Raw genomic sequence first — 23,298 nt, forward strand, 5'->3', positions numbered from 1 at the left:
TAAATTCAGAATGACAAAAAAGAGACTATGGCAAACTTAAAAGAAATACGTAATAGAATTACATCAGTATCTTCAACGATGCAGATTACCAGTGCCATGAAAATGGTATCTGCTGCAAAGTTAAAGAAGGCACAAGATGCTATTACAGCAATGCGTCCTTATGCAGATAAGTTAACTGAACTGTTACAAGGCTTAAGTGCTACTTTAGATGAAAATACAGGGAGCAAATATTCTACACAACGCGAGGTAAACAAAGTGCTTATCGTAGCGATTACTTCAAACAGAGGTTTGTGTGGGGCATTTAACTCTAACATCATTAAAGCTGTAAATAAGTTAACTACTGAAACGTATGCTAATCAAGAAGTATCTTATGTAGCTGTTGGTAAAAAGGCAAACGATGCATTTAAGAAAACCAACAATATTATAGCTAATGAGAGTCATGTTTTTGATGACTTAACCTTTGACAATGTTGCTGAAATCGCACAAATGTTAATGGATAAATTTGTCGCTGGTGAGTTTGATAAAATTGAAATCGTTTACAACAAGTTTAAAAATGCGGCTACGCAAATTGTTACGAGAGAGCAGTTTTTACCAATCGTACCAGTATCGACTGATGAAAATGTGAAGTTAGATTATATTTTCGAACCATCGAAAGTAGAAATCGTAGAAGCCTTAATTCCGAAGTCATTAAAGACACAACTTTATAAAGGTATCAGAGATTCTTATGCTTCTGAACACGGTGCTCGTATGACGGCAATGCACAAGGCAACAGATAACGCAAAAGAGTTAAGAGATCAGCTTAAATTAACTTACAATAAAGCTCGTCAGGCAGCTATTACTAATGAAATCCTTGAGATTGTTGGTGGAGCTGAAGCTTTAAATAACTAAGATTTGATTTAGATTTCTTAAAATCATTATATTAAAACCTCTCATAACTATGGGAGGTTTTTTTATGCCTTAACGTAAAGTGCTAAAACTATATTAAAAGCTTTATTAGGGCGCATTGTTTTCATAATTTTCGACATTATTAAAACTCAATCAATGAAAAAACTATTTGCCATCCTGTTATGTCTGCAAGCATTAGGATGTAAAACATCAAAGCAAGAAAGTTATTCTACAGAACGACAAATTTTCGATCATGTTATTTTTTATAATGGCTATGGAAAAACAGTTGATGAGCCTGTTCCAGAAAATGTTATAAGGTTAAAGAATTCCAGCTATGTAAAAAAGCTAACGCAAGACGATTTAAATGCGATTAGCGATCGTTTAAACCTTCAAGTTACCCTGCATGCACGTTGTGATAATTACGATCGTTTAGGCCATGTAGGACTTAATTTTGTAAAAAAGGGAAAACCTTATACAGACAAGAATGTTGTTGTTAGACAAGAAATTGCACGTTTTGTAAGTCCGTTTATGAACAAAAATAAGATGCCTAATAGTGTTGATTATTTGTATGAAATCAATAATATAGGGCGATTACTTAACAATAAAGAGTTGCGAAATACCTATGATTTCTGGATACAATTTGATTTGTTTGGTACACCGGATGCCGCTCAAAAAGAAGTGTCTGGATGTGAAGGGCGAGGTGATATTTATGGCGGAAGTATGAAATTAGTTTCATCAAGTGCTAAATACAGCAACAAGGATGAAAAACTAGTGCATTTGTATTCTCGTGATAAACTAGATAACTATAAGCATAGCGATGTGGAAGGAGAAACGATTAAGGTGAATGATTTTACTTTAGAAAAGCCTGTAAATAATGCTAGATTGTATGTTATAACTTCAAATCATGGTGCTAATAAAGGCGGAGAGGAGTACATACGTAGAGAACATATGGTGTATTTTGATGGTGAGGAATTGGCAAAATATACTCCGGGAGGTGAAAGCTGTGAAGAATTTAGAGTTGTAAATACGCAGGGAAATGGCATTTATGGTAAAAGACCTAAAAAGCTGGAAGATTGGGCACGTTGGAATAATTGGTGTCCAGGAAATAAAATTCCGATTAGAATTTATGAGTTAGGCGATTTAATAGCTGGAAAACATCAATTTAAAATAGATGTGCCTGAAGCCGAATTTAAAGATCAAAAAGGATATATTCCTTTAACAGTATATATTCAAGGTGAAGAAAAGTAATTAAAAAAGGATGTCTTATAAGACATCCTTTTTTTATTTTTAAAAATCTGTTGGTGTATAATAATTTTCTAAGGTTACAGGATACCAGTCGTTTTCAAAAAATACGTTCATAATTCTACTGGTAACAGTACTAAATCCGGTATTCTTGTCATCTATTTTATGTGGGTAAGTCATGTTAGAATTGTGATTGTATCCAATCATATGGCCAATCTCGTGGGCGGTAACAAATCCGGTTTCTTTTGTTATATAATCCCTTAAAACATGATTTGCAACACCAAAAGTAGCACCTCCACCTAAACCAGATACATTAACCGATCGGCCGCAATTGAAACGTGGTTTGTTTAATAAGTTCTGATAGATGGTTTCTTTTTCTTGTAGTGTTAATACCGTAGTGCCATCATTGCCTACAATGTGTTCTTTTAAGAAGGCATCTTTAAACGTATCAGACGCAAAGACAACGCCCAGATTTATCATTAAACCTGTATAGCGTCGAACATCAAGAGCAGACATATCTTCGGCCCAGTTGTTATCGGGATTGTTGTCAGGATCGAAATCATGGTATTTAACTGTCCATTTTAATTTTTCAAGGTCTTTTAGTTTATCAAAAATCTCACCTTCACCTGTAAAATCGAAAGTAACATCATTCGGACTTATACCTGTTTCTCTGTATTGAGACAAGTTAACTTCTTTGTTATCGATGTTTAAAAATTTTGAAGTGCCATTTGTAAACGGGTAAGAGATAACATGAACAGCATGTGCTTTTATCTTGTCGATTTGCAATAATTTAATGGGGGTTTCAATACCTGCAACAGTTGTGGTAATGGTGATGTCTTCAAAATCGAAAGGGGCAAAATTGGCAATTTCAATGGTGTAATTGTCAATAGGTTTTACGCGAATAAGTTGACTTATTTCATAGATTCTATCGGCGGAAGTCAGATATTCAATGTTTTCGTCGTCCTGAAACATAAATGTAACATTTTCATCAGTCTCAAAAGAATAGGTTGTAAGTTCGATATCTGTTTTGCTACAGGAAACACAAAACAAACAATAGATAAAGGTTCTAATTATTAATTTCATAGGTTAAAGATTTGGGAGTGGTGAAGATATAATCAAAACTAATAACATGAAAGTATTTTCTTAATAAATAAATATGGCATCAATTTTGAAAATACTATCTTGAACGTTATTAATCGAAAACCCATGAAGCTATTAAAATATATATCGTATGGTATCGCAGTTTGTACACTGAGCTTAAGTTTGTTTCAATGTGCAGGCGCTAAACAGACGAATTCTGAAAAGTCTTTAGATGTAGAAGAGGTGTATTATAAAGCGTTAGATTCAATAAATCGAGAGCTATACATTGTTGTTAAGCCCAATTCCCAGCCATTGGATCATGTTTATTATCAAGGTAGTAAAATTAGTTTAGCCCAAGATAATTCGATGTTGTATATAGGACATTACCAAAAGCTGCCATTAGCAAAACAAGATGTAATTATGAGTGATAAACCTTTTGCTGAATATGGCAATAAGCTACCTGTATTACCAGAAAAGATACCTTTCAATTTAATAGAAAATGAATGCATGATTGGCTATAAACTGAATGATGAGTACCAGTATTTTAAATATTCTAATGTTATTAGGAAATAGTAAATTAAGCATCAAATAGGTTTCTTTGGTTTGCGTTGGGTAAAAGCGTATTTTTAGCCATAAAATAAATTGATTGAGTACACTAAAAAGTTTTTTTAAAGACACCATAATTTATGGTATTGCAGCCATCTTACCCAGGGCTGTGAATATATTTTTAGTTCGCTTGCATACAAATGTATTTGGCGCAGAAAGTTATGCTATAAATACAGATTATTATGTTTACGCAGCATATTTAAATGCGCTTTTAACGTACGGCTTAGAGACTGCGTTTTTTAGATTCTTTAGTAAAGAAAAGGAAAAAGGAAAGGTGGTTTCAACCTCATTTTTGTCACTATTAATAACAACTCTTTTGTTTTTAATTGTCGCTTTAACCAATGTGGAAGCGATAACCAATATGTTTGGTTTTGAGGATATACTGTTTGTTAAAATATTAATTTGGACAGTTTTTTTCGATACAATTGTAGTTATTCCATTTGCCTATTTAAGAGTAACTAATAAACCAATTAAATTTACTTCTGTTAAGGTGTTGAATATTTTAATTTTAGCACTTTTTAATGTATTGTTTTTATGGGTAATTCCTAATGGAATTCTGTCTGAAGGATTTTTACCAAAAGTCTTAAATTTCTATGAAGGAGGAGAGCCTCAGGTGATTTATATTTTCTTTTCCAATGTAATAGCTAGCTTTTTAACCTTTATTATTTTAATTCCAGTTTTATTCAAAATGAAATTAGAATTGGACCCTAAAATATTAAAAAAGTTATTAACGTATGGACTTCCTATTATGGTTGGTAGTTTAGCGTATGTTACCAATGAAAACGTAGATAAATTGTTTTTAGGTGATCTTGTTGGTAAAAAGGAAATGGGAATTTATGCAGCCTGTTACAAATTGGGAGTGTTTATGACGCTTTATATTTTTGCTTTCCGTTTGGGAGCAGAGCCGTTCTTTTTTAATCATTCAAAAGAGGTAAATGCAAAACAGAATTATGCAACGATACTTAAATGGTTTACTATTTTAGGAGCCATTTTTATGCTAGTTGTGGTTTGTTTTATTGATTTGTTTTCAAGTTTATTACTTGGTCAAAAGGAATATTTTGAGGCATTAAGTATCGTTCCCATTATTTTGCTCGCAAACCTATGTTTAGGTATTTATAATAATCTGGCTATTTGGTACAAACTTACAGATAGAACGCGTTATGGTATGTATATTTCAATTTTAGGAGCCATAATTACAATTGTCTTTAATTTAATTATGATTCCAAAAATGGGATTTATGGCTTCGGCTTGGGCTACATTAGCAGCCTATGGTATCATGATGTTAATTTCGTATGTTATGGGAAGAAAATATTACCCTGTACCATATGATTTAAAACGTATAGGAGGGTATTTAATACTTTCAACAGGTTTATGCTTTATTTCTTTTCAGCAAGGATTAAGAGGCAATTATTATATCAATACCTTGTTAGTTTTAGTATTTTTGAGCATCATTTATATTTCAGAAAAAAAACAAATCAAACAGCTTTTAAAAAGATAATATGCAAATAAAAATCATTAATAAATCAAGTCACGACTTACCTAATTACGAAACCATAGCTTCGGCAGGAATGGATTTACGAGCTAATTTATCAGAGCCTAGAACATTAAAGCCTTTAGAGCGCAGTATTGTTGGTACGGGGTTATTTATTGAATTACCAATTGGTTATGAAGCTCAGGTACGTCCGAGAAGTGGTCTGGCAGCAAAAAAAGGAATAACAGTTTTAAATGCTCCAGGAACTGTTGATGCCGATTACAGAGGAGAAATCGGCGTGATTTTAGTCAACTTGTCTAATGAAGAGTTTGTAATTAACAATGGCGAACGAATTGCGCAGTTAGTAATAGCTAAGCATGAGCGCGCGGAATGGGTTGAAGTTGAGGCTTTGTCAGAAACCGATAGAGGAGAAGGTGGATTTGGTAGCACCGGTGTAAAATAAAACGTTTAATGTAAAAAGATACCTGTTTTGCAGGTCATGAAAGAATGAAAATTATAGTACCCATGGCAGGTCGAGGTTCTCGCCTGCGTCCACATAGTTTAACAGTGCCTAAACCGCTAATTCCCGTTGCTGGTCAGCCAATTGTTCACCGATTGGTGAAAGATATCGCAAAAGTATTGAAGCAACCTATTGAAGAGGTGGCCTTTGTTTTGGGTGATCCGGCTTGGTTTGGTGACGATGTTGTAGAAAGTTTAGAAGCGCTTGCCCAAAGTTTAGGAGCTAAGGCATCCATTTATCGTCAGGATTTACCATTAGGAACCGGTCATGCCATTATGTGTGCAAAGCCATCATTATCTGGTCCTGCAGTTATTGCTTACGCGGATACGCTCATTCGTGCAGAATTCGATTTAGACCCTACTGCCGATAGCGTGATTTGGACCAAAGAAGTTGAAAACCCAGAAGCTTATGGCGTGGTGAAGCTTAATGAAAACCAAGAGATTGTTGAGTTGGTTGAAAAACCACAAACCTTTGTGAGTAATCAGGCGGTTATCGGTATTTATTACTTTAAAGATGTAGCTGTTTTAAAGGATAAATTGCAAGAGGTTTTAGATGAAAATGTAACCAATGGTGGTGAATATCAGATAAACGATGGTATTAAGCGCATGATGGCAGAAGGAAAAATATTCAAAACAGGAACTGTTGACGAATGGATGGACTGTGGGAACAAAGCCATTACAGTTGAAACTAACGGAAAAATGCTTCAGTTTTTGAAAACCGATGGTGAAGAAGAAATGGTAGCACCTTCTGTCACGCTTGATAATGCTGAAATTATTGAACCGTGTTTTATAGGAGAAAATGTGGTATTAAGAGATTGTATTATTGGTCCTAATGTTTCTATTGGAAACGATTGTATTATCGATAATTCAATTATTAAAAATAGCTTAATACAAAACCATACAAGCATAAAAAATGCTAACTTAGATGATGCGATGATAGGTAACCATGTAAAATATAATGGTAACTTTACAAGTGTGAGTATTGGTGATTATGCTGTTTTAGAATAAAAAGTTAATTGTAGCCGACAAAGATGTTTATTGTGTTATATAATTTTGTGGTGAAGCCCGGTCAGGAAGACATATTTGTTGACGCCTGGACAAACTTAACAGACTTAATTTATAAGCACGAAGGTAGTTTAGGATCACGTTTACATAAAAGTGAAACACAGCAGTATATCGCTTATGCGCAATGGCCAAGACAATTCGTATTCGATAAAGCTGGGAGTAATTTACCAGAAGAGGCCGATGCATACCGAGATGCTATGCGCACATCTTGCGAAAAAATAGAGGTGCTACAAAAACTGGAAGTGGTTAAAGATGTATTAAAACAAACCCCAAATGTGTAAATTTAACAAGAACATAAGGTACGTTATCTGTGCTTTTGCCATTGCTCTGCTGCCGCAGGTGCATTATGCTCAAGTCGATTTTAATAAACGACCGGATGACGATTTGGGGAATGTTGAAGATAAATTTCAGGAAAACTTTTATGAAGCTCTAAAACAGAAAAGTATCGAGAACTACGATCGATCTGTTGAAGCGCTTTTAAAATGTGTTGACTTAGATAATTCGGTGCCGGTTTTGTATTTTGAGTTGGGAAAAAATTACATGCAGCTTAAAAACTTTGGTGCGGCCGAAGATGCTTTTAAAAAAGCCGTAAGTAAAGACCCCGATAACGAATGGTTTTTAGATGAATTGTATGGGTATTACATTGTACAAAACGATTACGATAAAGCCATAAAAACGGTTAAACAACTCGTTAAATATCATACGGATTATAAAGAAGATTTAGCCTCATTATACGTTAGAAATAAAGACTATAAGGAAGCCCTTAAAATTCTTGATGAATTAGATGCTGAGCTTGGTATTTCAGCACGTCGCGACGTCATGCGTAATCAGATTTACAGTGCTACTGGCAAGAAAAAAGATCAGATAAAAAACTTAGAAGAACGTGTTGAAAACGATCCGGATCGTGAAGCTAACTATCTGGCATTAATCTTCCGCTATAGCGAGAATAACGAAAAAGAAAAAGCGTTTGAAACGGCTAAGGAACTGCTAAAAGTGAATCCGAATTCGCAATTGGTACACCTGGCGTTATACAAGTTTTATTTAGATGATAATAATGCTGATAAAGCTATTGAGTCGATGAAAATTGTAGTGAAAAGTAGCGAGATAAAACCGGAAGCTAAACTTAAAGTGCTAACCGATTTTGTTCAGTTCGTTGGTGAGCATCCGGAATATGAAGATGACTTGGTTGAAGCTACAGCTTTGGTTGGAGATACCAATAATAGCAAAACACTGGAAGAACTGGGACAATATTATTTGTCAAAAAATGATAAGGCAAAAGCTTTGGAGTATTTTGAAGCGTCTTTAAAAATAAATTCAGAAAACTTTAATGTCATTCGTAATACGTTGCTACTTTATATAGATTTGCAAAAGTACACTAAAGCAGAACAAAAAAGTAGTGAGGTACTACAAAGGTATCCGTCGCAGCCCTTGTTTTATTTGGTTAATGGTGTTGCATTAAACGAACTAAATGCACCTAAAAAAGCAGTTAGTAGTTTAGAAATGGGATTAGACTATATTATCGATGATACAAAAATGGAACACGATTTTTACAGTCAGTTAAGTAAAGCCTACACCATGTTAAACAATACCGCTAAGGCAAAAACGTTTAGTGATAAAGCGAAACAATTAGAAACCTCGAATTAAATGAACAAACTTAAATATATCATCTTAACCCTTTCTTTGGGTTTGATGTTTAATTGTAAGTCTTCAAAACATGTTACTGGCACCGACGCCAATTTAAGGCTTTCTACACGCCAGCTTATAAAAGAAAATGCCAAGCAGGTAGCTGATTTTAAAACCTTGCAATCTAAACTTAAAATCAATTATCAGGAAGGAAATAAGTCGCAAACGTATTCAGTGAATTTCCGCGCAGAGAAGGATAAAGTCATTTGGATGAGCGCTGCGTTTTCGGTGGTAAAAGTTCTAATTACTCCAGAAAAAGTTAGTTTCTATAATAAGTTGGACAACACGTATTTTGAGGGTGATTTCACTTATTTAAGTAATTTATTAGGAACCGAGTTAGACTTTCAAAAAGTTCAGAACCTTCTCTATGGTGAAACCATTTACAGTTTAAAGGATAACGATTATACCTCGGAAGTAAGTGATAATGTGTATGTGGTTCAACCCAAAAATCAGCGTGAATTGTTCGAGATTTTCTTCTTATTAGATCCTGTAAAATTTAAGGTGCAATCGCAACAAATATCGCAACCTAAGGAGTTCAGACATTTACAAATCGATTATTTGTCGTATCAAAATATCGATAAACAATTACTTCCGGAAAACATAAAAGTTATTGCTGTTGAAGCTAATGAAGAGCTAATTGTAAATTTGGAATTTAAAAATGTAAGCCTGAATGAAAATTTAAGATTTCCATTTAAAATACCATCGGGTTTTAAAGAAATTCAACTTTAATGAATTATAAAACGTCTGCATATAAACTGCTTTTTATTCTGGCTTTAACCTTAAGCAGTACATTGGTATTGGCACAAAGCAATAAACAGAAAGAACTGGAGACGCGCAGACAGGAGTTACGTCGTGAAATTCAAAAAATCAATCAACTGCGTGCTGAAAATAAGTCAAAAGAAAAGTCGGAGTTGTCATTAATTGAAGGGTATAATTATAAGATTAATGTGCTTGATAACTTAATAAAAGTTACCAATCAGCAGGCCAATTATTTAACCCGTCAGATTAATTCCAATCAGAAAAAAATCACCGATTTGCGAGACGAATTAAAGGTGTTAAAAGAAGATTATGCTGCCATGATAGTGAAGTCTTACAAAAGTAAGAACCAGCAAAGCCGGATAATGTTTTTACTGTCTTCAAATAATTTTAAGCAGGCTTATAAGCGTTTGCAATACATGAAGCAATATGCCGACCATCAGAAGCAACAAGGTGAAACCATAAAGCTAAAAACGGTAGAGTTGCAGGAAACCAATACGAAGTTATTGGCGCAACAGGAAGAAAAGAAAAAACTAATTGCTGAGAATAAAGAAGTTCAGCGTTCGCTTGAGGCCGAAAGAAAGCAGCATCACGAGCTAATGAAAACCATAAAGAGTAACCTTAGTCTTTATGCGAGCCAGATAAAAAAGAAACAACAAGAAGTCGATAGAATTGATGCTGAGATAGATCGTATTATTAAGGCAGCTATTGCTAAATCTAATAAAAAGGCAGGAAAACCTACAACATCATCTAGTTTTGCCCTTACAGCCGAAGAAAAGGTGCTAGCAGCCAGTTTTGTATCTAATCGTGGTAAATTACCCTGGCCTGTGGCAAGAGGTTATGTAATAGAGCGGTTTGGTAAGCAACCATCTCCTATCGACAAATCTATTGTTGTAGTAAGAAACGGAGTTAAAATTGCGACGGAGAAAGGCGCCGATATTAGAGCTGTCTTTAACGGCGAGGTCATTGGTATAGGTACTATGAAAAACATTAATCCATTTGTAATTATAAAGCATGGTAACTATATAACCACATATACAGGTCTGGGTAAAGTATATGTAAAGACAGGTGATAAGGTGTCTACAAAGCAAAAAATCGGACAGGTTTTTACCAATCCTTCAAATGGAGAATCAAACTTTAGGTTTTTAATTTCAAAAGGAGCATCCGTAGAGAATCCAGCGTCGTGGATTTATAAAATGTAAAATCCCGACCGAGGTCAGGATTTCATATATGTTTAATTTTTTAAAAAGAAGTATTATTCTCCTTCCATAAAAAAGGCTTTTAATTCGGTAGCTTCGCTTGGCTTCATCTTACCTGAAAGTAATAAACTCAATTGTTTTCGGCGTAAAGCAGCATCGTAACGTGCTTTTTCTAATTCGGTTTCTGGTAATAGTTCAGGAATTTTTACAGGACGCCCGGTTTCATCTACAGCAACAAAAGTGTAAATACCTTCATTAGCTTTAGTGCGATCTCCCGACTGACGATCTTCAATCCAAGCATCAATAAATACTTCCATCGACGTTTTAAAGGCGCGAGAAACCTTAGCTTCAACAGTAACAACGCTATCTAATGGTACCGCTTTATTAAATGCCACATGGTTAACCGATGCCGTTACTACAAAACGAGCACTATGGCGTCTGGCAGCAATAGCCGCACAGCGGTCCATTCGGGCAAGTAATTCACCTCCAAACAAATTGTTTAAAGGATTGGTTTCACCAGGTAAAACCAAGTCGGTCATGATTGTTTTTGATTCTTCAGGAGTCTTTCCCTTCATTGCGTTTAGTTTAATTTTGCCGCAAAGGTAAAAGGATTTTAGAAATCAAGAGGAATAAATAAGTTAAAGAATGCTTAATCTAAGACTCTTACATCTAACCAAGCCTCTTTATTGTGTTCTTTTTTAATGGTTCTTAAGGCTCTTAAGGCTTCAAGTCTGTCTTCGTAACTAGCATACACCACTTCGTGTAAACCAAAACGGTTAACACCAATTTTTCGAGCGCTAAACCCTAAGGCTTTTAATTCGGCTATTTTAGCATCACAGTTGTCTTCAACTCTAAAAGCACCTGCTACAATATGGTATTTACCGGTTTGCTTAGTGACCTTTAAATTGGCTACAGGAAGCGGGTTTAAACTAAATGTGGCCTGCTGAATTTTATTTTCCAACTGCTGAGTAGCTTCTTGCTGAGCAATTTGATTGTGTTCTTCCACTTGATTAATATACATGTTGGAAGCGAAGTAACCACCAAGAGTTAAAGCTATAACGGCAACAGCGGCATACTTAAAGTAAGGTCTGTTTTTGCGTTTTTCCGCAGTAATGGTTAAAGGAATAACGTTTTCAACCGCTTCAACCTGTTCTTTGTAAGTTTCGCGAGCAACAGATGGTGAAACAAATTGAGATAAACCAAAAGCATCGGTTAAGTAGTTTACCTGATACGATGGTTCGAACATTATTTTGTCTTCACTATTAAAAACAAGAGTTCCAATGTTTTTAAAGTTAAGCGTTTCACCTTGTGTTAAGTTTGCTTTTAAAACGTCTACACGTTTTGCAATTTTTTTGTTGGCAGCTTCAAAAGAAATCTGCTCTACATCGGCAATATAATGCGCTAACAAGCCATCATTTTTTTGAATTTGCTCATTAAACGATAAGATTTTTTTCGGCGGAAAAAACGCATTCGAAGTTTCATCTATCGTTGCAGATACGCGTTGTGTTAAAAACGAACCAAACTCAGGAACGGTAACACATTCATATCTATATAGTAAATCGCTTATGTAAGTTTCTAATTGCATATTAACAAAGTTAAAAAATTATGCTTTCGATGAAAATATACTTTTATATTTTTTTTAAGAGTACGAAAATTCTTTTATTGTAGATTGAAAATCAGTTAAGTATCATGAATGAACACGAGTTATTGTACATTTTAGCCTTGCAACATGTGCCTAATATAGGTGATATTATTGCTAAACGACTGATTGCGCATTGTGGTAGTGCTGAAGCAGTGTTGAAGGAGAAACAACAAAATTTACTCAAGATTGATGGCATTGGCGCAGTGACTTTAAAGCATTTATTTGAAAAGGAACATTTAAAGGCAGCCGAAGAAGAACTGATGTTTATTAAAGAGAATGATATAAAAGTCTCTTATTTTGATGGTGAAGAATACCCTCAAAAGTTAAAGCATTGCATAGATGCTCCAATTTTGTTGTTTGAAACAGGGAACATTAAATTGAAGCAGCAACGGGTAATTAGTATTGTGGGTACCAGAAAGATTACAAGCAGTGGTATTGCTTTTTGTGAGCAATTGGTTGAAGAATTGGCTATATACAACCCGGTTATTGTTTCCGGATTTGCCTACGGAACTGATATTACCGCACACAAAGCTGCTTTAAAACATAATTTACAAACCATTGGTTGTTTAGCACACGGTTTGAATCAAATCTATCCTAAAGTTCATAAAAAATATATGGTTGAGGTCGAACAAAACGGTGGTTTTTTTACCGATTTCTGGAGTAGCGATACCTTTGATAGAAACAATTTTTTAAAGCGAAATAGAATTATTGCCGGTGTTAGTGAAGCCACTATTGTTATCGAATCTGCAGAGAAGGGTGGAAGTCTGGTAACAGCCGATATTGCCAATTCGTATAACCGTGATGTGTTTGCAGTGCCTGGTCGAACAACAGATATACAAAGCGTAGGATGCAATAACTTGATTAAACAACAACGTGCACATATGTTATCAACTCCTTTAGATGTGCCATATATTCTTAATTGGCAATTGGAAGAAGAAACCAAGCCGGTAATACAAAAGCAGCTGTTTGTAGAGCTTGATGATACAGAAAAACTCATATACAATTATTTGAAAGTTGAAGAAAAGCAGCAATTAGACTTGATTGCCATTAACTGTAATTTACCCATTTTTAAGGTCGCCAGTATTTTATTGAATATGGAATTGAAAGGTGTTGTGAGACCGTTACCCGGTAAACTTTTCGAGCTTATTTAGTAGTTGATTTTCGCTACCCAAAGTCCTTTAAAATATTCTTTTTCCGAAAGTTTTTCCTTTTCAAGGAAGATATAGTAGGGGTCAGTGTCTTTTTTTATGTAAACGTAATACCAATTGTTTTCGGGGTTTATGTAGTAGTTTGTATTGTATCCTTTTTCATTTAAAAAGGTCATCCAGTTTGTAGTGTGTACTTTGTTTTTAAATACATTGGTAACCAGATAAAATCCTTTTTCTAATTCAGGAACAGAAACTCGTGTCAGCGAATTTACTTTTTTGTCAATTTCAAGTTTTGTTTTTTCAGGTATGTCGCTTGATTTTTTAATTACTTCTTCTGTTTTAGAAAGATTATTTTCAGAGGAATTCGGATTGAACGTATTCGTGGTTGTCGTTGTAATAGAGGCGATTAGCGGACCTTGTTTTGATTCGTAATAATCGCTGCTGATTTCAGTTTGAAAAGCTATAAAAAAAGGATAGAAACGATCGACTTTTGTTGAAAGCTGAATAGCGGTTTCCGTGCTACTTGGCTTTAATATGGAGTTGTTTTCGTTCGGTATATCTATTTTTACTAAATCGTAACCAAGTGTATTTTTACTGTTTGGGGTTCTTGAACTATTGGTTTGTAAATCGATACCGCTATTGAAAAAATTATTTTCTTCTCTATCGTTACTTTTCAGAATGGTAAAGGTTTGGGTGTCCGAATCTAAAATGCCGCAGTAATCCGATTTAATACGGGGGTCGCCATCAAGTGTTGCAATAGTTAAATTCGCTTTTATAGTATCGGTTTCAGGTGTTTTAAAATCCTTAAAATGAATGGTGACAGGTTCACTTTCTACCCCTACAAGACCATTATAGGTTGTAAAATATCTAAGGGATTCGTTTTCAGATTCGTAAATCACATAAAGTAACCAGCCGCCAGATGATCCACCTGCAATATGGCCTTGTGAAGCTTTTATATTAGCGACGGTAAATGTGCCAGATTGGTTTGATTCTTGAATTATATTAGTGATATCGGCAGAACACACATAAGGAGAGTTCGATTGAAAACGGTCTTGTTTGTAACTGTCAAAAATAATTTCACCAGTGATAGGAATATAGGTGCTGGAAGCAGGTGTTTTTAATAAAACTTCATTAATATTTTGTGCTCTTCCCCCTTTGCCTTCATATAGAGTTTCGCGACTTGATTTTTCTTTGTTCCCAAATTCAAAAGGGTAAGTGGCACTCCAGTAGAGAGCTGCATAGGTAATTTTTGCATTTTTTTCAATAAATAAATCGGCGCTACTGGAACTAAATGTTGTGCTGTCCTGATCGATATCTACATAAACAAGACTAAAACTATCATTAATTTCGGTTGTATCGTGGTACGGGTTTTGAGCGTCAATACTCAAAATGCTATTACCCGTAAGTGCAGAATTTCCTTTTAAATAAAATTGCTTGTTGGGATGAAATTCTAACCCAACTTGAGAAAAGATGAGGTTGCCACAAAAAAGGATTGCTATTTTTAGACAGATAAGGTGTTTCATCTATCTAAAAATAGCAATTATATTTAATATCCTACTTTTTCGCGAACTTTATTTAGCACTTTATCAGCAACTTGTTTTGCTTTGTCAGCGCCTAAAGCTAAAACTTTGTCTAGTTCTTCTAAGTTGTTCATGTAATAGCTGTAGCGTTCACGCTCGGTAGCGAATTTTTCAACAATTAACTCAAATAATGCTTGTTTGGCATGGCCGTAACCATAATTACCATTTTCGTAGTTGGCTTTCATGGTTGCTATTTGGTCGTCATTAGCTAATAAGTTGTAAAGTGCAAAACAGTTACATGTAGCCCAATCTTTAGGTTCTTCTAAAGGGGTACTATCGGTTTTAATTCCCATAATTTGCTTACGCAGCTTCTTATCGGTTTCAAAAATATTGATGAAGTTATTGCGAGATTTACTCATTTTCTCGCCATCGGTACCAGGAATAAGCATGGTGTTTTCCTGAATTTTTCCTTCAGGTAACACAAAAACCTCTCCCATTTTAGCATGAAAACGAGATGCTACGTCACGTGTCATTTCAATATGCTGTAACTGATCTTTTCCAACCGGTATAATTTCGGCATCGTATAATAAAATATCGGCAGCCATTAACATCGGGTAAGTAAATAATCCTGAGTTTACATCTTCTAATCGGTCGGCTTTATCTTTAAAACCGTGCGCTAAGGTTAAACGTTGATATGGAAAAAAGCAGCTTAAATACCAAGATAATTCAGTTACCTGTGGAATATCGCTTTGTCTGTAAAAAACAGTTTTTTCGATATCAAGACCAAAGGCAAGCCAGGTTGCAGCGACAGAATAGGTGTTATAACGTAACTCTTCTGCATTTTTAATTTGCGTTAGGGTGTGCAAATTAGCGATAAATAAAAAAGAATCGTTTTCAGGTTGTTCCGCCATTTTAATAGCTGGAAGAATTGCGCCTAAAATGTTTCCTAAGTGTGGTGTTCCTGTACTTTGTATACCTGTTAATACTCTTGCCATAATTGTTATTTCCGCTGTGGCGGAAATGCTTTAAATTAAACGAAAGAGCAAATGTAATTATACTTGACAACATAAAAAAGCAATTATAAAACGCCCTTTAAGCTTAACGGAAATATTATCTGATTTTTAACTAAACTGAAACCCAATTGTTAATTTTTTAAAATTCGACCGACATTAAATAGAATCAATTTAATAGTCTATTTTTGTTTTTATGAGAGTCTTTAAATATCTGTTCTGGATTTTATACCGCATTTGGTTTTATGTGCTTGTAGCGTTACCAATTGTATTGTTATTTCCTTTGCTATTACTCTCTATTTTAAAGGAAAAATGGTATCCGTTTTTCTTTAAGCTGGCTCGTATCTGGGCTAAGTTTATATTGATAGGTATGGGCTTTTATTTTAAGATTGAACGGGAACAAACCCCCGAATATGGTAAAAGCTATATGTTAATCGCCAACCATACCTCTATGGCAGATATAATGCTCATGCTGGTAACGGTTAGTAATCCGTTTGTATTTGTTGGTAAGAAAGAGTTGGCTAATATTCCGTTATTTGGTTTTTTCTATAAGCGTACCTGTATTTTGGTAGATCGAAATTCGGCAAAAAGCAGACAGGCCGTTTTTTTAAGAGCACAACGCCGATTGAAATCTGGATTAAGTATCTGTATATTTCCTGAAGGCGGCGTGCCGGAGGAAGATATTCTATTAGACGATTTTAAAGATGGTGCATTTCGTTTGGCGATTAACCACGATATCCCAGTGGTGCCCATTACCTTTGCCGATAATAAAAAGCGCTTTTCCTATACTTTTTTTAGCGGTGGTCCTGGTATAATGCGTGTGAAGATACATAGTTTTTTACCAACAGAACACTTGCAGGTTGAACATACCAAAACGCTTAATGAAACATCAAGATCTATAATTCTTAATCAGCTTAAAAACTTCGGATAGAGGGTTAGAATATAAAAGTAAAAGGCTGCTCTGGGCACGGAGCAGCCTTTGTATGATATTGATTTAGGGCACAATAAAATCAATATCCAGATCTAACCAAAAAATCTAAAATTTAATCGAGAATCCGCTGTAAACCCCAATAAAATAAGGTTTAAAGTCTCCCGACGTGTTTTCGAATGTGTTAATCTGGTACTTAAACATAGGTTCTAAGTTCAGGTCTAATTTTTTAGTGACTTTATAATTTAAGCCCAATCCGAAATTGGCACTGTAGCTTACGTTGTTAATATTAATGGCTTCACCGATATAGGTTCTTGAACCATTAACGGGTTGCGAGTAAACTTCATTGTTGTTTAAAAATAATGAGCTAAATCCGCCAATAACATTAATACCTAATTTCTTATTGGTAATGGCGTACTCTATTTCTAAAGGAACTTCAATAAACCCGAAAGATTGGTTTAAAGATGTGTTGAAACTTTTAAAGGTTTCGGGGGCTTTATTAGCATCAGCAATATTGTTAGAACTAATAACAGCAAGGCTACTTTCTTTAGAACCGCTTGAGCTTACATTTTTTAACATTCTTGAGCTGCTGCTAAAGGCAGTAGATTCGTAAACGACAACATCGTTAGTGTTGTAGCCTAGATTAACACGGTTAATTCCAGAACGAATACGTACTTTTTTATTAATGGCATAGCTGGCGTTTATACCGTAGCTCATATTAACTTCTCCGGTCTTCGAGTTTTTTACAAATTGTTGATCTAATGAAGAGCCTTCCCCTAAAGAGTTGAAGTAAACAGGAGCGACATTAGGCGTAATAGTCCAGCGGTTTGGTTTACTTTTATTATCTGCAATAGCATTGTTGTTTTTAATAGCCTCTTCAATAGATAAGTTATCTTTTTGTTCTTTTTGAATACTAGTACTGGCAATTGTGGTTTCTGTTTTTGGTTCATTTGGGTTTTCAGTGTTGCCAGGGATTTCAGATTTCGAAATTTCAATTTTATCGGAAACAGAACTATTTGCGATTATAGTATTATTGTTGTTTTCGGTATGGTTTTTAGCGATAGTATTTTTAGCTGAGTTAATACTGGCTTTTGAATTTTTATTTTTTGGAACAGAATTTTTCGTGAAAGTAACAGAAGGCTTGCTGTTTTGTTGAACAGGAGTTGTTATTTCCGATGGATTTTCATTCAACTGCTCTTCAGGATTTATTGTTTCATTGTTTTCTGAAGCGATAGCATTTTCATCGTTGTTTGAAGATTCCAAAGTAGAATTTGTGTTCACAATTGTTGGGACATCAACAGGCGTGGTGTTGTTATTGTTAAAAAATAGATTACCTAAAGTCAGTAACAGCAGTAATGCAGCTGCTACACCGCCATAGCGCCACCAGATAGGAATGACTCTTTTCTTTTTCTTGTTACCAAGTTGAGCCTCAATATTGTTCCAAACAGCACCGTTGGGAGTCGCTTCAAAGTCTTTAAAGCGCTCCTGAAACAGGCGGTCTATATGTTTTTTATCACTCATTATTATAATGATTGTAAATTTTGTGATGCCAGATATACTTCTATAGTTTGCTTTAAAATCTGTCTGGCACGGGCCAAATTAGATTTAGAAGTTCCTACATTTATATCGAGCATGTCTGCTATATCTTTATGCGAATACCCATCAAGTACGTAAAGGTTAAAAACCAGTCGGTATCTATCGGGTAATTCCTGAATGATCTGCAATAGATAGTCGATGGATATACGATCATCATCAATATCTATGTCTACATCATCAATATTCTCATCGTAAGCAATTTCAAAAACTTTTTCTTTTCGATATTGCTGCAATACGGTATTCACGGTGATGCGTTTTAACCAACCTTCAAACGATCCTTTGTTTTCGTACTGTCTAATTTTTTTAAAGATGGTTAAAAAAGCATCCTGTAAATTATCTTCGGCTTCCGTGTAATTACGCGAGTATTTTAAGCACAAAGCAAACAACTTACCCGAAAAGAGGGTGTATAGTTCGCTTTGTGCTTTAATGTTGTTGTTCTTACACTTTTCTATGAGTTGACTTAAACTCAAATTCGCCGAATTAGTTTATACTTACTTAGTTTATTCCACTACCGGAACTTCAATGGTTAAATATAAGTCTTCTCCATTTTCATCTTCACCCTGCCAAAATTTAAACACATAAGAACCATTGCTTGTCACGATAAAGTTAAAGGTAACATCTTCTTCAAATTCTACCAAAGGTTGACAATTATTATTGTCGTAAACCGTCATGATAGGTGCTACTGTTCTTTGGTTGTTGTCTTTAGCATAGTACAAGTTTCTGTAAACATAGCAAGACGAAGGTTTTTCGTAACTCACCGTAATCGGGTAAGTTTCTCCCATAACAAACTCTTCCGGGATGTTTACACTTTTTACGGGTAGAATCTCAAAGTAATAGTTGTCGTAATCATCATCGGTGTTACACGACACAAAGAGTAATAAGCTTAAACTAAATAATAGTAACTTTTTCATAATAAATTAAATAACTTTTCTTTTTATGCTTTTTGTTACTAAGATGCGTAGCGGCTTAAAAGGTTGCGTCTAGAAATAAAAAAATCCCGATAAAATCGGGATTTTTTTATTTATTCATCTTCTGACGCTGCTTTGGCAACAGCTCTTACTTTCGCTTCGAGCTCTTCCATGAGTTCAGGATTGTCTTTTATAAGTGTTTTAACGGCATCTCGACCTTGACCAAGTTTCGTGTCTTCGTAGCTAAACCAAGAACCACTTTTCTTAACGATTTCGTTTTCTACAGCGATATCTAAAATTTCCCCTACTTTACTTACACCTTCCCCATACATAATGTCGAATTCGGCAGTTTTAAAAGGAGGTGCTACTTTGTTTTTAACCACTTTTACACGAGTCTTGTTTCCGGCAACATCACCGTTGGTCTCTTTAATTTGTGTTGAACGACGGATATCTAAACGCACAGAAGCGTAGAATTTTAAAGCGTTACCACCAGTAGTTGTTTCTGGGTTACCAAACATAACTCCAATTTTTTCACGTAACTGGTTAATGAAAATAACAGTACAGTTTGTTTTGCTGATTGAAGCTGTAAGTTTTCTTAACGCCTGAGACATTAAACGGGCGTGTAACCCCATTTTAGAATCTCCCATTTCACCTTCAATCTCACTTTTAGGCGTTAAAGCAGCAACCGAATCGATTACTACAATATCAATAGCTCCCGAACGGATTAAGTTATCGGCGATTTCTAAAGCCTGCTCACCGTTATCTGGTTGCGATATGATTAAGTTTTCTAAATCGACACCTAATTTTTCAGCATAAAATCTATCGAAGGCATGCTCGGCATCAATAAAAGCCGCAATACCACCCGCTTTTTGAGCTTCGGCAATAGCATGTAATGTAAGGGTTGTTTTACCCGAAGATTCTGGTCCGTAAATTTCAATGATACGTCCGCGAGGATAACCTCCAACACCTAAAGCAATATCTAAGCCTAATGAACCCGACGGGATAGCATCAACATCTACAACTGCTTGATCGCTCATTTTCATTACAGTACCTTTTCCGTAGGCCTTATCTAATTTGTCTAGTGTAAGTTTTAGCGCTTTTAATTTCGCTTCTTTTTCGTTGCTCATTTCCTAATCTATTTTTATCTGAAATTGTATGCTAAAATACTATAACTTTTATCATCTTACAATTTTATGACGCAACCTTTTTGAACATTTTGCATCTAGTAGAAAACTAGGGAAATTATTGCTATGAAATTTACCTATGAAACATTTTAAGTAGACTAACTCGAAATGATTTTAAAAGCGCTCCATACTGCATGTGGGCGCTTTTTTCATGTTGTTGGGTGTTGTGTTTAAATTGTTTACCTTTGCGGCATTAAAATATAATCTTTAACCTTAAAACATTAGTATAGCATGCAACTGTACAATAAATTAAGTGCTAAAGAGAGAGCAGAATTAATCGATCAGGCAGGGAAAAATCGATTAACGCTTTCTTTTTACCAATACGCGAAAATTCAAAATCCTCAAGAATTTAGAGATCAGTTATTTATTGTCTGGGACAAATTAGACGTCTTGGGTAGAATTTATGTGGCTCATGAAGGCATTAATGGGCAATTATCGTTGCCAGCCGATCGTTTCAATGAGTTTAAGACACATTTAGATACGATTGATTTCTTAAAAGACATTCGATTAAATGTAGCAGTAGAGCAAGACAATAAATCGTTCTTAAAACTGAAAGTTAAAGTACGTGAAAAAATTGTTGCCGACGGATTAAACGATGAAACCTTCGACGTAACAAACAAAGGGGTTCATTTAAAAGCGGAAGATTTCAATAGATTTATTGAAGACGAGAATACCGTATTGGTTGATATGCGTAACCATTACGAGAGTGAGATAGGTCATTTTAAAAATGCCGTGACACCAGATGTGGATACATTTAGAGAATCGTTAGATATTATTGAAGACGATTTAAAGGAGCATAAAGAAGATAAAAATCTGGTAATGTACTGTACCGGAGGTATTCGTTGTGAAAAGGCGAGTGCTTACTTTAAACATAAAGGGTTTAAAAATGTATTTCAGCTTGAAGGCGGTATTATAGAATATACCCGTCAGGTAAAAGAACAAAACTTAGAAAATAAGTTTTTAGGCCAGAATTTCGTGTTCGACGAGCGTCGTGCCGAACGTATTAGCGACGATGTTATTGCTAATTGTCACCAGTGTGGCGAGCCGTTCGATTTACATACTAATTGTGCAAATGATGCCTGTCATTTATTGTTTATTCAATGCCCAAAATGTCAGGAAGAAATGGAAAACTGTTGTTCTACGGCTTGTATGGAGATTAACAGATTACCATACGAAGAGCAAAAGGCATTACGTAAAGGACAAGGTAATAGTAATGACATTTTTAAAAAAGGTCGCGCCGACCACTTGCCTTACAAAAAGGATTTAAGAAACATTTTCGATCATTTTAAACAAGAAGAAGCTTAGTTGAGTTATGCAAAAGATTGAATTAATGGCGCCAGCGGGGAACTTTGAGTCTTTGCAAGCAGCCTTAGATAATGGTGCGGATTCTGTTTATTTTGGTGTAGAGCAGCTTAACATGCGTGCCCGAGCATCTATCAATTTTACGTTAGATGATTTACCTGAAATTGCACAACGTTGTCAGGAAAAAAATGTTAGAACCTATTTAACTTTAAATACGATTATTTACGATCACGATTTATCGATTGTAAAAACCCTTATCCAAAAGGCTAAAGATTCCAAGATCACAGCGGTAATTGCTATGGATCAAGCGGTCATTATGGCGGCTCGTGAGATTGGTATGGAAGTGCATATTTCTACACAAATCAACATCACCAATATCGAAACGGTTAAGTTCTACGCTATGTTTGCCGATACCATGGTGTTAAGTCGTGAGTTAAGTTTACGCCAGGTAAAGAAAATTACCGAGCAAATTGAGAAGGAACAAGTTAAAGGCCCTTCAGGAAATCTTGTAGAAATTGAAATTTTTGGTCATGGTGCATTATGCATGGCGGTTTCAGGTAAGTGTTATTTGAGTTTACATTCGCATAACTCATCGGCGAATCGTGGTGCTTGCAAGCAAAATTGTAGAAAGAAATACACGGTGATCGATCAGGAGTCTGGTTTTGAAATAGAACTGGATAACGAGTATATGATGTCGCCAAAAGACTTGTGCACCATTGATATTTTAGATCAGGTGGCAGATGCTGGTATTAAAGTGTTAAAGATTGAAGGTCGTGGCCGTGCACCAGAATATGTTGCTAACGTGATTAAATGCTACCGTGAGGCGATCGATAGTTTAGAGAATAATACCTTCGATAAAGAGAAAACCATCTCCTGGATGCAGGAACTGGAAAAAGTTTACAATCGAGGTTTTTGGAATGGGTATTATTTAGGGCAGAAATTAGGAGAGTGGAGTAAAGGCACAGGATCTCACGCTACCCAAAAGAAAGTTTACATAGGTAAAGGCCAGCATTATTTCCCAAAGGCGCAAATTGGAGAATTTAAAATTGAAGCCTTCGATTTATCGTTAGGTGATACCATTTTGGTAACGGGTCCAACTACAGGAGCTAAGGAAGTTGAGGTGGCTCAGATGTTGGTGAACGACGAGCAGTTAACTAAAGCTTCAAAAGGCGATATGGTAACGATTCCCTTAGGGTTTAGAATACGTCCTTCAGACAAATTATATAAAATCGTAGAAAATAAAGTAGAAGCGTAATGGTTGTTGTTACCTTACAACGAAATAAATGTATTGGGTGCAATTACTGTGTGGAATTAGCACCCAATCAGTTTCAAATGTCGAAGAAAGATGGAAAATCGGTGTTGTTGAAAAGTGCTGAGAAAAAAGGCTTCTTTACCATTAAGTCTAACGATTACAATATTTTAGAAGACTGTGAAAATGCTGCAAAAGCATGCCCGGTAAAGATAATAGATGTAAAAAATATTTAATTTTTTATCAATTTAGATAGTCTATATAATAATCTTATCTTTACCTTTTGATAATAATATGAACATTCA

General features: G+C 35.2%; 24 protein-coding genes. 15 read left to right on the plus strand and 9 right to left on the minus strand.

The genetic code is table 11. The annotated features are described in order from the left end of the window. Positions 1-27 precede the first annotated feature (27 nt). A complete protein-coding gene (gene atpG / locus ICJ85_RS05090) occupies positions 28-888 on the plus strand; it encodes an ATP synthase F1 subunit gamma (RefSeq protein ID WP_188222695.1) in 861 nt (286 codons plus the stop codon). A gap of 153 nt (positions 889-1,041) precedes the next feature. Next, entirely contained in the window at positions 1,042-2,133 is a 1,092-nt protein-coding gene (locus ICJ85_RS05095; protein WP_188222696.1) for a peptide-N-glycosidase F-related protein, read from the plus strand. Between the two features lie 39 nt (positions 2,134-2,172). Here ICJ85_RS05095 and ICJ85_RS05100 read toward each other — a convergent pair whose 3' ends face one another. After that, positions 2,173-3,210: a zinc metalloprotease gene (locus ICJ85_RS05100; RefSeq protein ID WP_188222697.1), complete on the minus strand. Its 1,038-nt coding sequence runs from the start codon at positions 3,208-3,210 to the stop codon at positions 2,173-2,175. A gap of 123 nt (positions 3,211-3,333) precedes the next feature. Here ICJ85_RS05100 and ICJ85_RS05105 point away from each other — a divergent pair, with 123 nt between their 5' ends. The 8 genes from ICJ85_RS05105 (at position 3,334) to ICJ85_RS05140 (ending at position 10,509) form a co-directional block, all read left to right on the plus strand. Beyond that, positions 3,334-3,780 (plus strand): hypothetical protein, encoded by a 447-nt coding sequence (locus ICJ85_RS05105; protein ID WP_188222698.1) that lies wholly within the window; start codon positions 3,334-3,336, stop codon positions 3,778-3,780. 73 nt (positions 3,781-3,853) lie between these two features. Next, entirely contained in the window at positions 3,854-5,311 is a 1,458-nt protein-coding gene (locus ICJ85_RS05110) for an MATE family efflux transporter (RefSeq protein WP_188222699.1), read from the plus strand. A 1-nt stretch (position 5,312) separates the two neighbouring features. Beyond that, positions 5,313-5,747: a dUTP diphosphatase gene (gene dut, locus ICJ85_RS05115; RefSeq protein ID WP_188222700.1), complete on the plus strand. Its 435-nt coding sequence runs from the start codon at positions 5,313-5,315 to the stop codon at positions 5,745-5,747. A 44-nt stretch (positions 5,748-5,791) separates the two neighbouring features. Continuing rightward, positions 5,792-6,811, plus strand: a complete 1,020-nt coding sequence (locus tag ICJ85_RS05120) for a sugar phosphate nucleotidyltransferase (RefSeq protein WP_188222701.1) — start codon at positions 5,792-5,794, stop codon at positions 6,809-6,811. Between the two features lie 32 nt (positions 6,812-6,843). Further along, on the plus strand, positions 6,844-7,149 hold the full coding sequence (locus ICJ85_RS05125) for an antibiotic biosynthesis monooxygenase family protein (protein ID WP_188222702.1): 306 nt from the start codon (positions 6,844-6,846) through the stop codon (positions 7,147-7,149). Then, the gene (locus ICJ85_RS05130) at positions 7,142-8,512 is read left to right on the plus strand and encodes a tetratricopeptide repeat protein (protein WP_188222703.1); all 1,371 of its coding nucleotides are present in this window, start codon (positions 7,142-7,144) and stop codon (positions 8,510-8,512) included. Before ICJ85_RS05125 ends, ICJ85_RS05130 begins: the two co-directional genes overlap by 8 nt. Then, entirely contained in the window at positions 8,513-9,280 is a 768-nt protein-coding gene (locus tag ICJ85_RS05135) for a DUF4292 domain-containing protein (protein ID WP_188222704.1), read from the plus strand. After that, positions 9,280-10,509 (plus strand): murein hydrolase activator EnvC family protein, encoded by a 1,230-nt coding sequence (locus tag ICJ85_RS05140; protein ID WP_188222705.1) that lies wholly within the window; start codon positions 9,280-9,282, stop codon positions 10,507-10,509. Before ICJ85_RS05135 ends, ICJ85_RS05140 begins: the two co-directional genes overlap by 1 nt. A 53-nt stretch (positions 10,510-10,562) precedes the next feature. Here ICJ85_RS05140 and ICJ85_RS05145 read toward each other — a convergent pair whose 3' ends face one another. Continuing rightward, positions 10,563-11,081, minus strand: a complete 519-nt coding sequence (locus ICJ85_RS05145) for an acyl-CoA thioesterase (protein ID WP_188222706.1) — start codon at positions 11,079-11,081, stop codon at positions 10,563-10,565. Positions 11,082-11,155: 74 nt separating this feature from the next. Then, on the minus strand, positions 11,156-12,091 hold the full coding sequence (locus ICJ85_RS05150) for an HU domain-containing protein (protein ID WP_188222707.1): 936 nt from the start codon (positions 12,089-12,091) through the stop codon (positions 11,156-11,158). A gap of 104 nt (positions 12,092-12,195) precedes the next feature. Here ICJ85_RS05150 and dprA point away from each other — a divergent pair, with 104 nt between their 5' ends. Next, complete coding sequence (gene dprA / locus ICJ85_RS05155; protein WP_188222708.1) at positions 12,196-13,299, plus strand: DNA-processing protein DprA; 1,104 nt, start codon at positions 12,196-12,198, stop codon at positions 13,297-13,299. On the opposite strand, the gene ICJ85_RS05160 is transcribed toward dprA, so the two are convergent. Both ICJ85_RS05160 and trpS read right to left on the minus strand, forming a co-directional pair. After that, positions 13,296-14,819 carry a hypothetical protein gene (locus tag ICJ85_RS05160; RefSeq protein WP_188222709.1) on the minus strand — a complete coding sequence of 508 codons (1,524 nt, stop codon included), beginning with the start codon at positions 14,817-14,819 and terminating at the stop codon, positions 13,296-13,298. The two genes, dprA and ICJ85_RS05160, sit on opposite strands and share 4 nt — an antisense overlap. Before the next feature lie 23 nt (positions 14,820-14,842). Further along, on the minus strand, positions 14,843-15,811 hold the full coding sequence (gene trpS / locus ICJ85_RS05165) for a tryptophan--tRNA ligase (protein ID WP_188222710.1): 969 nt from the start codon (positions 15,809-15,811) through the stop codon (positions 14,843-14,845). 211 nt (positions 15,812-16,022) lie between these two features. Between trpS and ICJ85_RS05170 the strand changes: the two genes are divergently transcribed. After that, positions 16,023-16,757, plus strand: coding sequence for a lysophospholipid acyltransferase family protein (locus ICJ85_RS05170; RefSeq protein WP_188222711.1), 735 nt, complete (start codon positions 16,023-16,025; stop codon positions 16,755-16,757). 105 nt (positions 16,758-16,862) lie between these two features. Here the strand turns inward: ICJ85_RS05170 and ICJ85_RS05175 are convergent, their stop codons facing one another. The 4 genes from ICJ85_RS05175 to recA all read right to left on the minus strand — a co-directional run bounded on the left by ICJ85_RS05175 (position 16,863) and on the right by recA (position 20,385). Then, positions 16,863-18,275 (minus strand): hypothetical protein, encoded by a 1,413-nt coding sequence (locus tag ICJ85_RS05175; RefSeq protein WP_188222712.1) that lies wholly within the window; start codon positions 18,273-18,275, stop codon positions 16,863-16,865. A gap of 2 nt (positions 18,276-18,277) precedes the next feature. Then, complete coding sequence (locus ICJ85_RS05180) at positions 18,278-18,820, minus strand: RNA polymerase sigma factor (RefSeq protein ID WP_188222713.1); 543 nt, start codon at positions 18,818-18,820, stop codon at positions 18,278-18,280. Between the two features lie 30 nt (positions 18,821-18,850). Beyond that, complete coding sequence (locus ICJ85_RS05185; protein ID WP_188222714.1) at positions 18,851-19,261, minus strand: hypothetical protein; 411 nt, start codon at positions 19,259-19,261, stop codon at positions 18,851-18,853. A 110-nt stretch (positions 19,262-19,371) separates the two neighbouring features. After that, on the minus strand, positions 19,372-20,385 hold the full coding sequence (recA, locus tag ICJ85_RS05190; RefSeq protein ID WP_188222715.1) for a recombinase RecA: 1,014 nt from the start codon (positions 20,383-20,385) through the stop codon (positions 19,372-19,374). Positions 20,386-20,673: 288 nt separating this feature from the next. Between recA and trhO the strand changes: the two genes are divergently transcribed. Genes trhO through ICJ85_RS05205 form a run of 3 tightly spaced genes read left to right on the plus strand, consistent with a single transcriptional unit; the run spans position 20,674 to position 23,229 of the window. Continuing rightward, positions 20,674-21,747, plus strand: coding sequence for an oxygen-dependent tRNA uridine(34) hydroxylase TrhO (gene trhO / locus ICJ85_RS05195; protein WP_188222716.1), 1,074 nt, complete (start codon positions 20,674-20,676; stop codon positions 21,745-21,747). 7 nt (positions 21,748-21,754) lie between these two features. Further along, complete coding sequence (locus ICJ85_RS05200) at positions 21,755-22,999, plus strand: peptidase U32 family protein (RefSeq protein WP_188222717.1); 1,245 nt, start codon at positions 21,755-21,757, stop codon at positions 22,997-22,999. Then, the gene (locus tag ICJ85_RS05205; protein ID WP_188222718.1) at positions 22,999-23,229 is read left to right on the plus strand and encodes a ferredoxin; all 231 of its coding nucleotides are present in this window, start codon (positions 22,999-23,001) and stop codon (positions 23,227-23,229) included. Before ICJ85_RS05200 ends, ICJ85_RS05205 begins: the two co-directional genes overlap by 1 nt. The last annotated feature ends 69 nt before the right edge of the window (positions 23,230-23,298 follow it).

This window comes from Aestuariibaculum marinum (genome assembly GCF_014596975.1).
GTDB lineage: Bacteria > Bacteroidota > Bacteroidia > Flavobacteriales > Flavobacteriaceae > Aestuariibaculum > Aestuariibaculum marinum.

Bases quoted from the DNA above. Each gene is read 5' to 3' on its own strand.
- ICJ85_RS05100 (WP_188222697.1), bottom strand. From the start codon at position 3,210: ATGAAATTAATAATTAGAACCTTTATCTATTGTTTGTTTTGTGTTTCC.
- ICJ85_RS05200 (WP_188222717.1), top strand. From the start codon at position 21,755: ATGCAAAAGATTGAATTAATGGCGCCAGCGGGGAACTTTGAGTCTTTG.
- ICJ85_RS05175 (WP_188222712.1), bottom strand. From the start codon at position 18,275: ATGAGTGATAAAAAACATATAGACCGCCTGTTTCAGGAGCGCTTTAAA.
- ICJ85_RS05095 (WP_188222696.1), top strand. From the start codon at position 1,042: ATGAAAAAACTATTTGCCATCCTGTTATGTCTGCAAGCATTAGGATGT.
- trhO (WP_188222716.1), top strand. From the start codon at position 20,674: ATGCAACTGTACAATAAATTAAGTGCTAAAGAGAGAGCAGAATTAATC.
- ICJ85_RS05130 (WP_188222703.1), top strand. From the start codon at position 7,142: ATGTGTAAATTTAACAAGAACATAAGGTACGTTATCTGTGCTTTTGCC.
- ICJ85_RS05120 (WP_188222701.1), top strand. From the start codon at position 5,792: ATGAAAATTATAGTACCCATGGCAGGTCGAGGTTCTCGCCTGCGTCCA.
- dprA (WP_188222708.1), top strand. From the start codon at position 12,196: ATGAATGAACACGAGTTATTGTACATTTTAGCCTTGCAACATGTGCCT.
- ICJ85_RS05145 (WP_188222706.1), bottom strand. From the start codon at position 11,081: ATGAAGGGAAAGACTCCTGAAGAATCAAAAACAATCATGACCGACTTG.
- ICJ85_RS05205 (WP_188222718.1), top strand. From the start codon at position 22,999: ATGGTTGTTGTTACCTTACAACGAAATAAATGTATTGGGTGCAATTAC.
- ICJ85_RS05185 (WP_188222714.1), bottom strand. From the start codon at position 19,261: ATGAAAAAGTTACTATTATTTAGTTTAAGCTTATTACTCTTTGTGTCG.
- ICJ85_RS05170 (WP_188222711.1), top strand. From the start codon at position 16,023: ATGAGAGTCTTTAAATATCTGTTCTGGATTTTATACCGCATTTGGTTT.
- recA (WP_188222715.1), bottom strand. From the start codon at position 20,385: ATGAGCAACGAAAAAGAAGCGAAATTAAAAGCGCTAAAACTTACACTA.
- ICJ85_RS05150 (WP_188222707.1), bottom strand. From the start codon at position 12,091: ATGCAATTAGAAACTTACATAAGCGATTTACTATATAGATATGAATGT.
- dut (WP_188222700.1), top strand. From the start codon at position 5,313: ATGCAAATAAAAATCATTAATAAATCAAGTCACGACTTACCTAATTAC.
- ICJ85_RS05160 (WP_188222709.1), bottom strand. From the start codon at position 14,819: ATGAAACACCTTATCTGTCTAAAAATAGCAATCCTTTTTTGTGGCAAC.
- ICJ85_RS05140 (WP_188222705.1), top strand. From the start codon at position 9,280: ATGAATTATAAAACGTCTGCATATAAACTGCTTTTTATTCTGGCTTTA.
- ICJ85_RS05105 (WP_188222698.1), top strand. From the start codon at position 3,334: ATGAAGCTATTAAAATATATATCGTATGGTATCGCAGTTTGTACACTG.
- trpS (WP_188222710.1), bottom strand. From the start codon at position 15,811: ATGGCAAGAGTATTAACAGGTATACAAAGTACAGGAACACCACACTTA.
- ICJ85_RS05135 (WP_188222704.1), top strand. From the start codon at position 8,513: ATGAACAAACTTAAATATATCATCTTAACCCTTTCTTTGGGTTTGATG.
- atpG (WP_188222695.1), top strand. From the start codon at position 28: ATGGCAAACTTAAAAGAAATACGTAATAGAATTACATCAGTATCTTCA.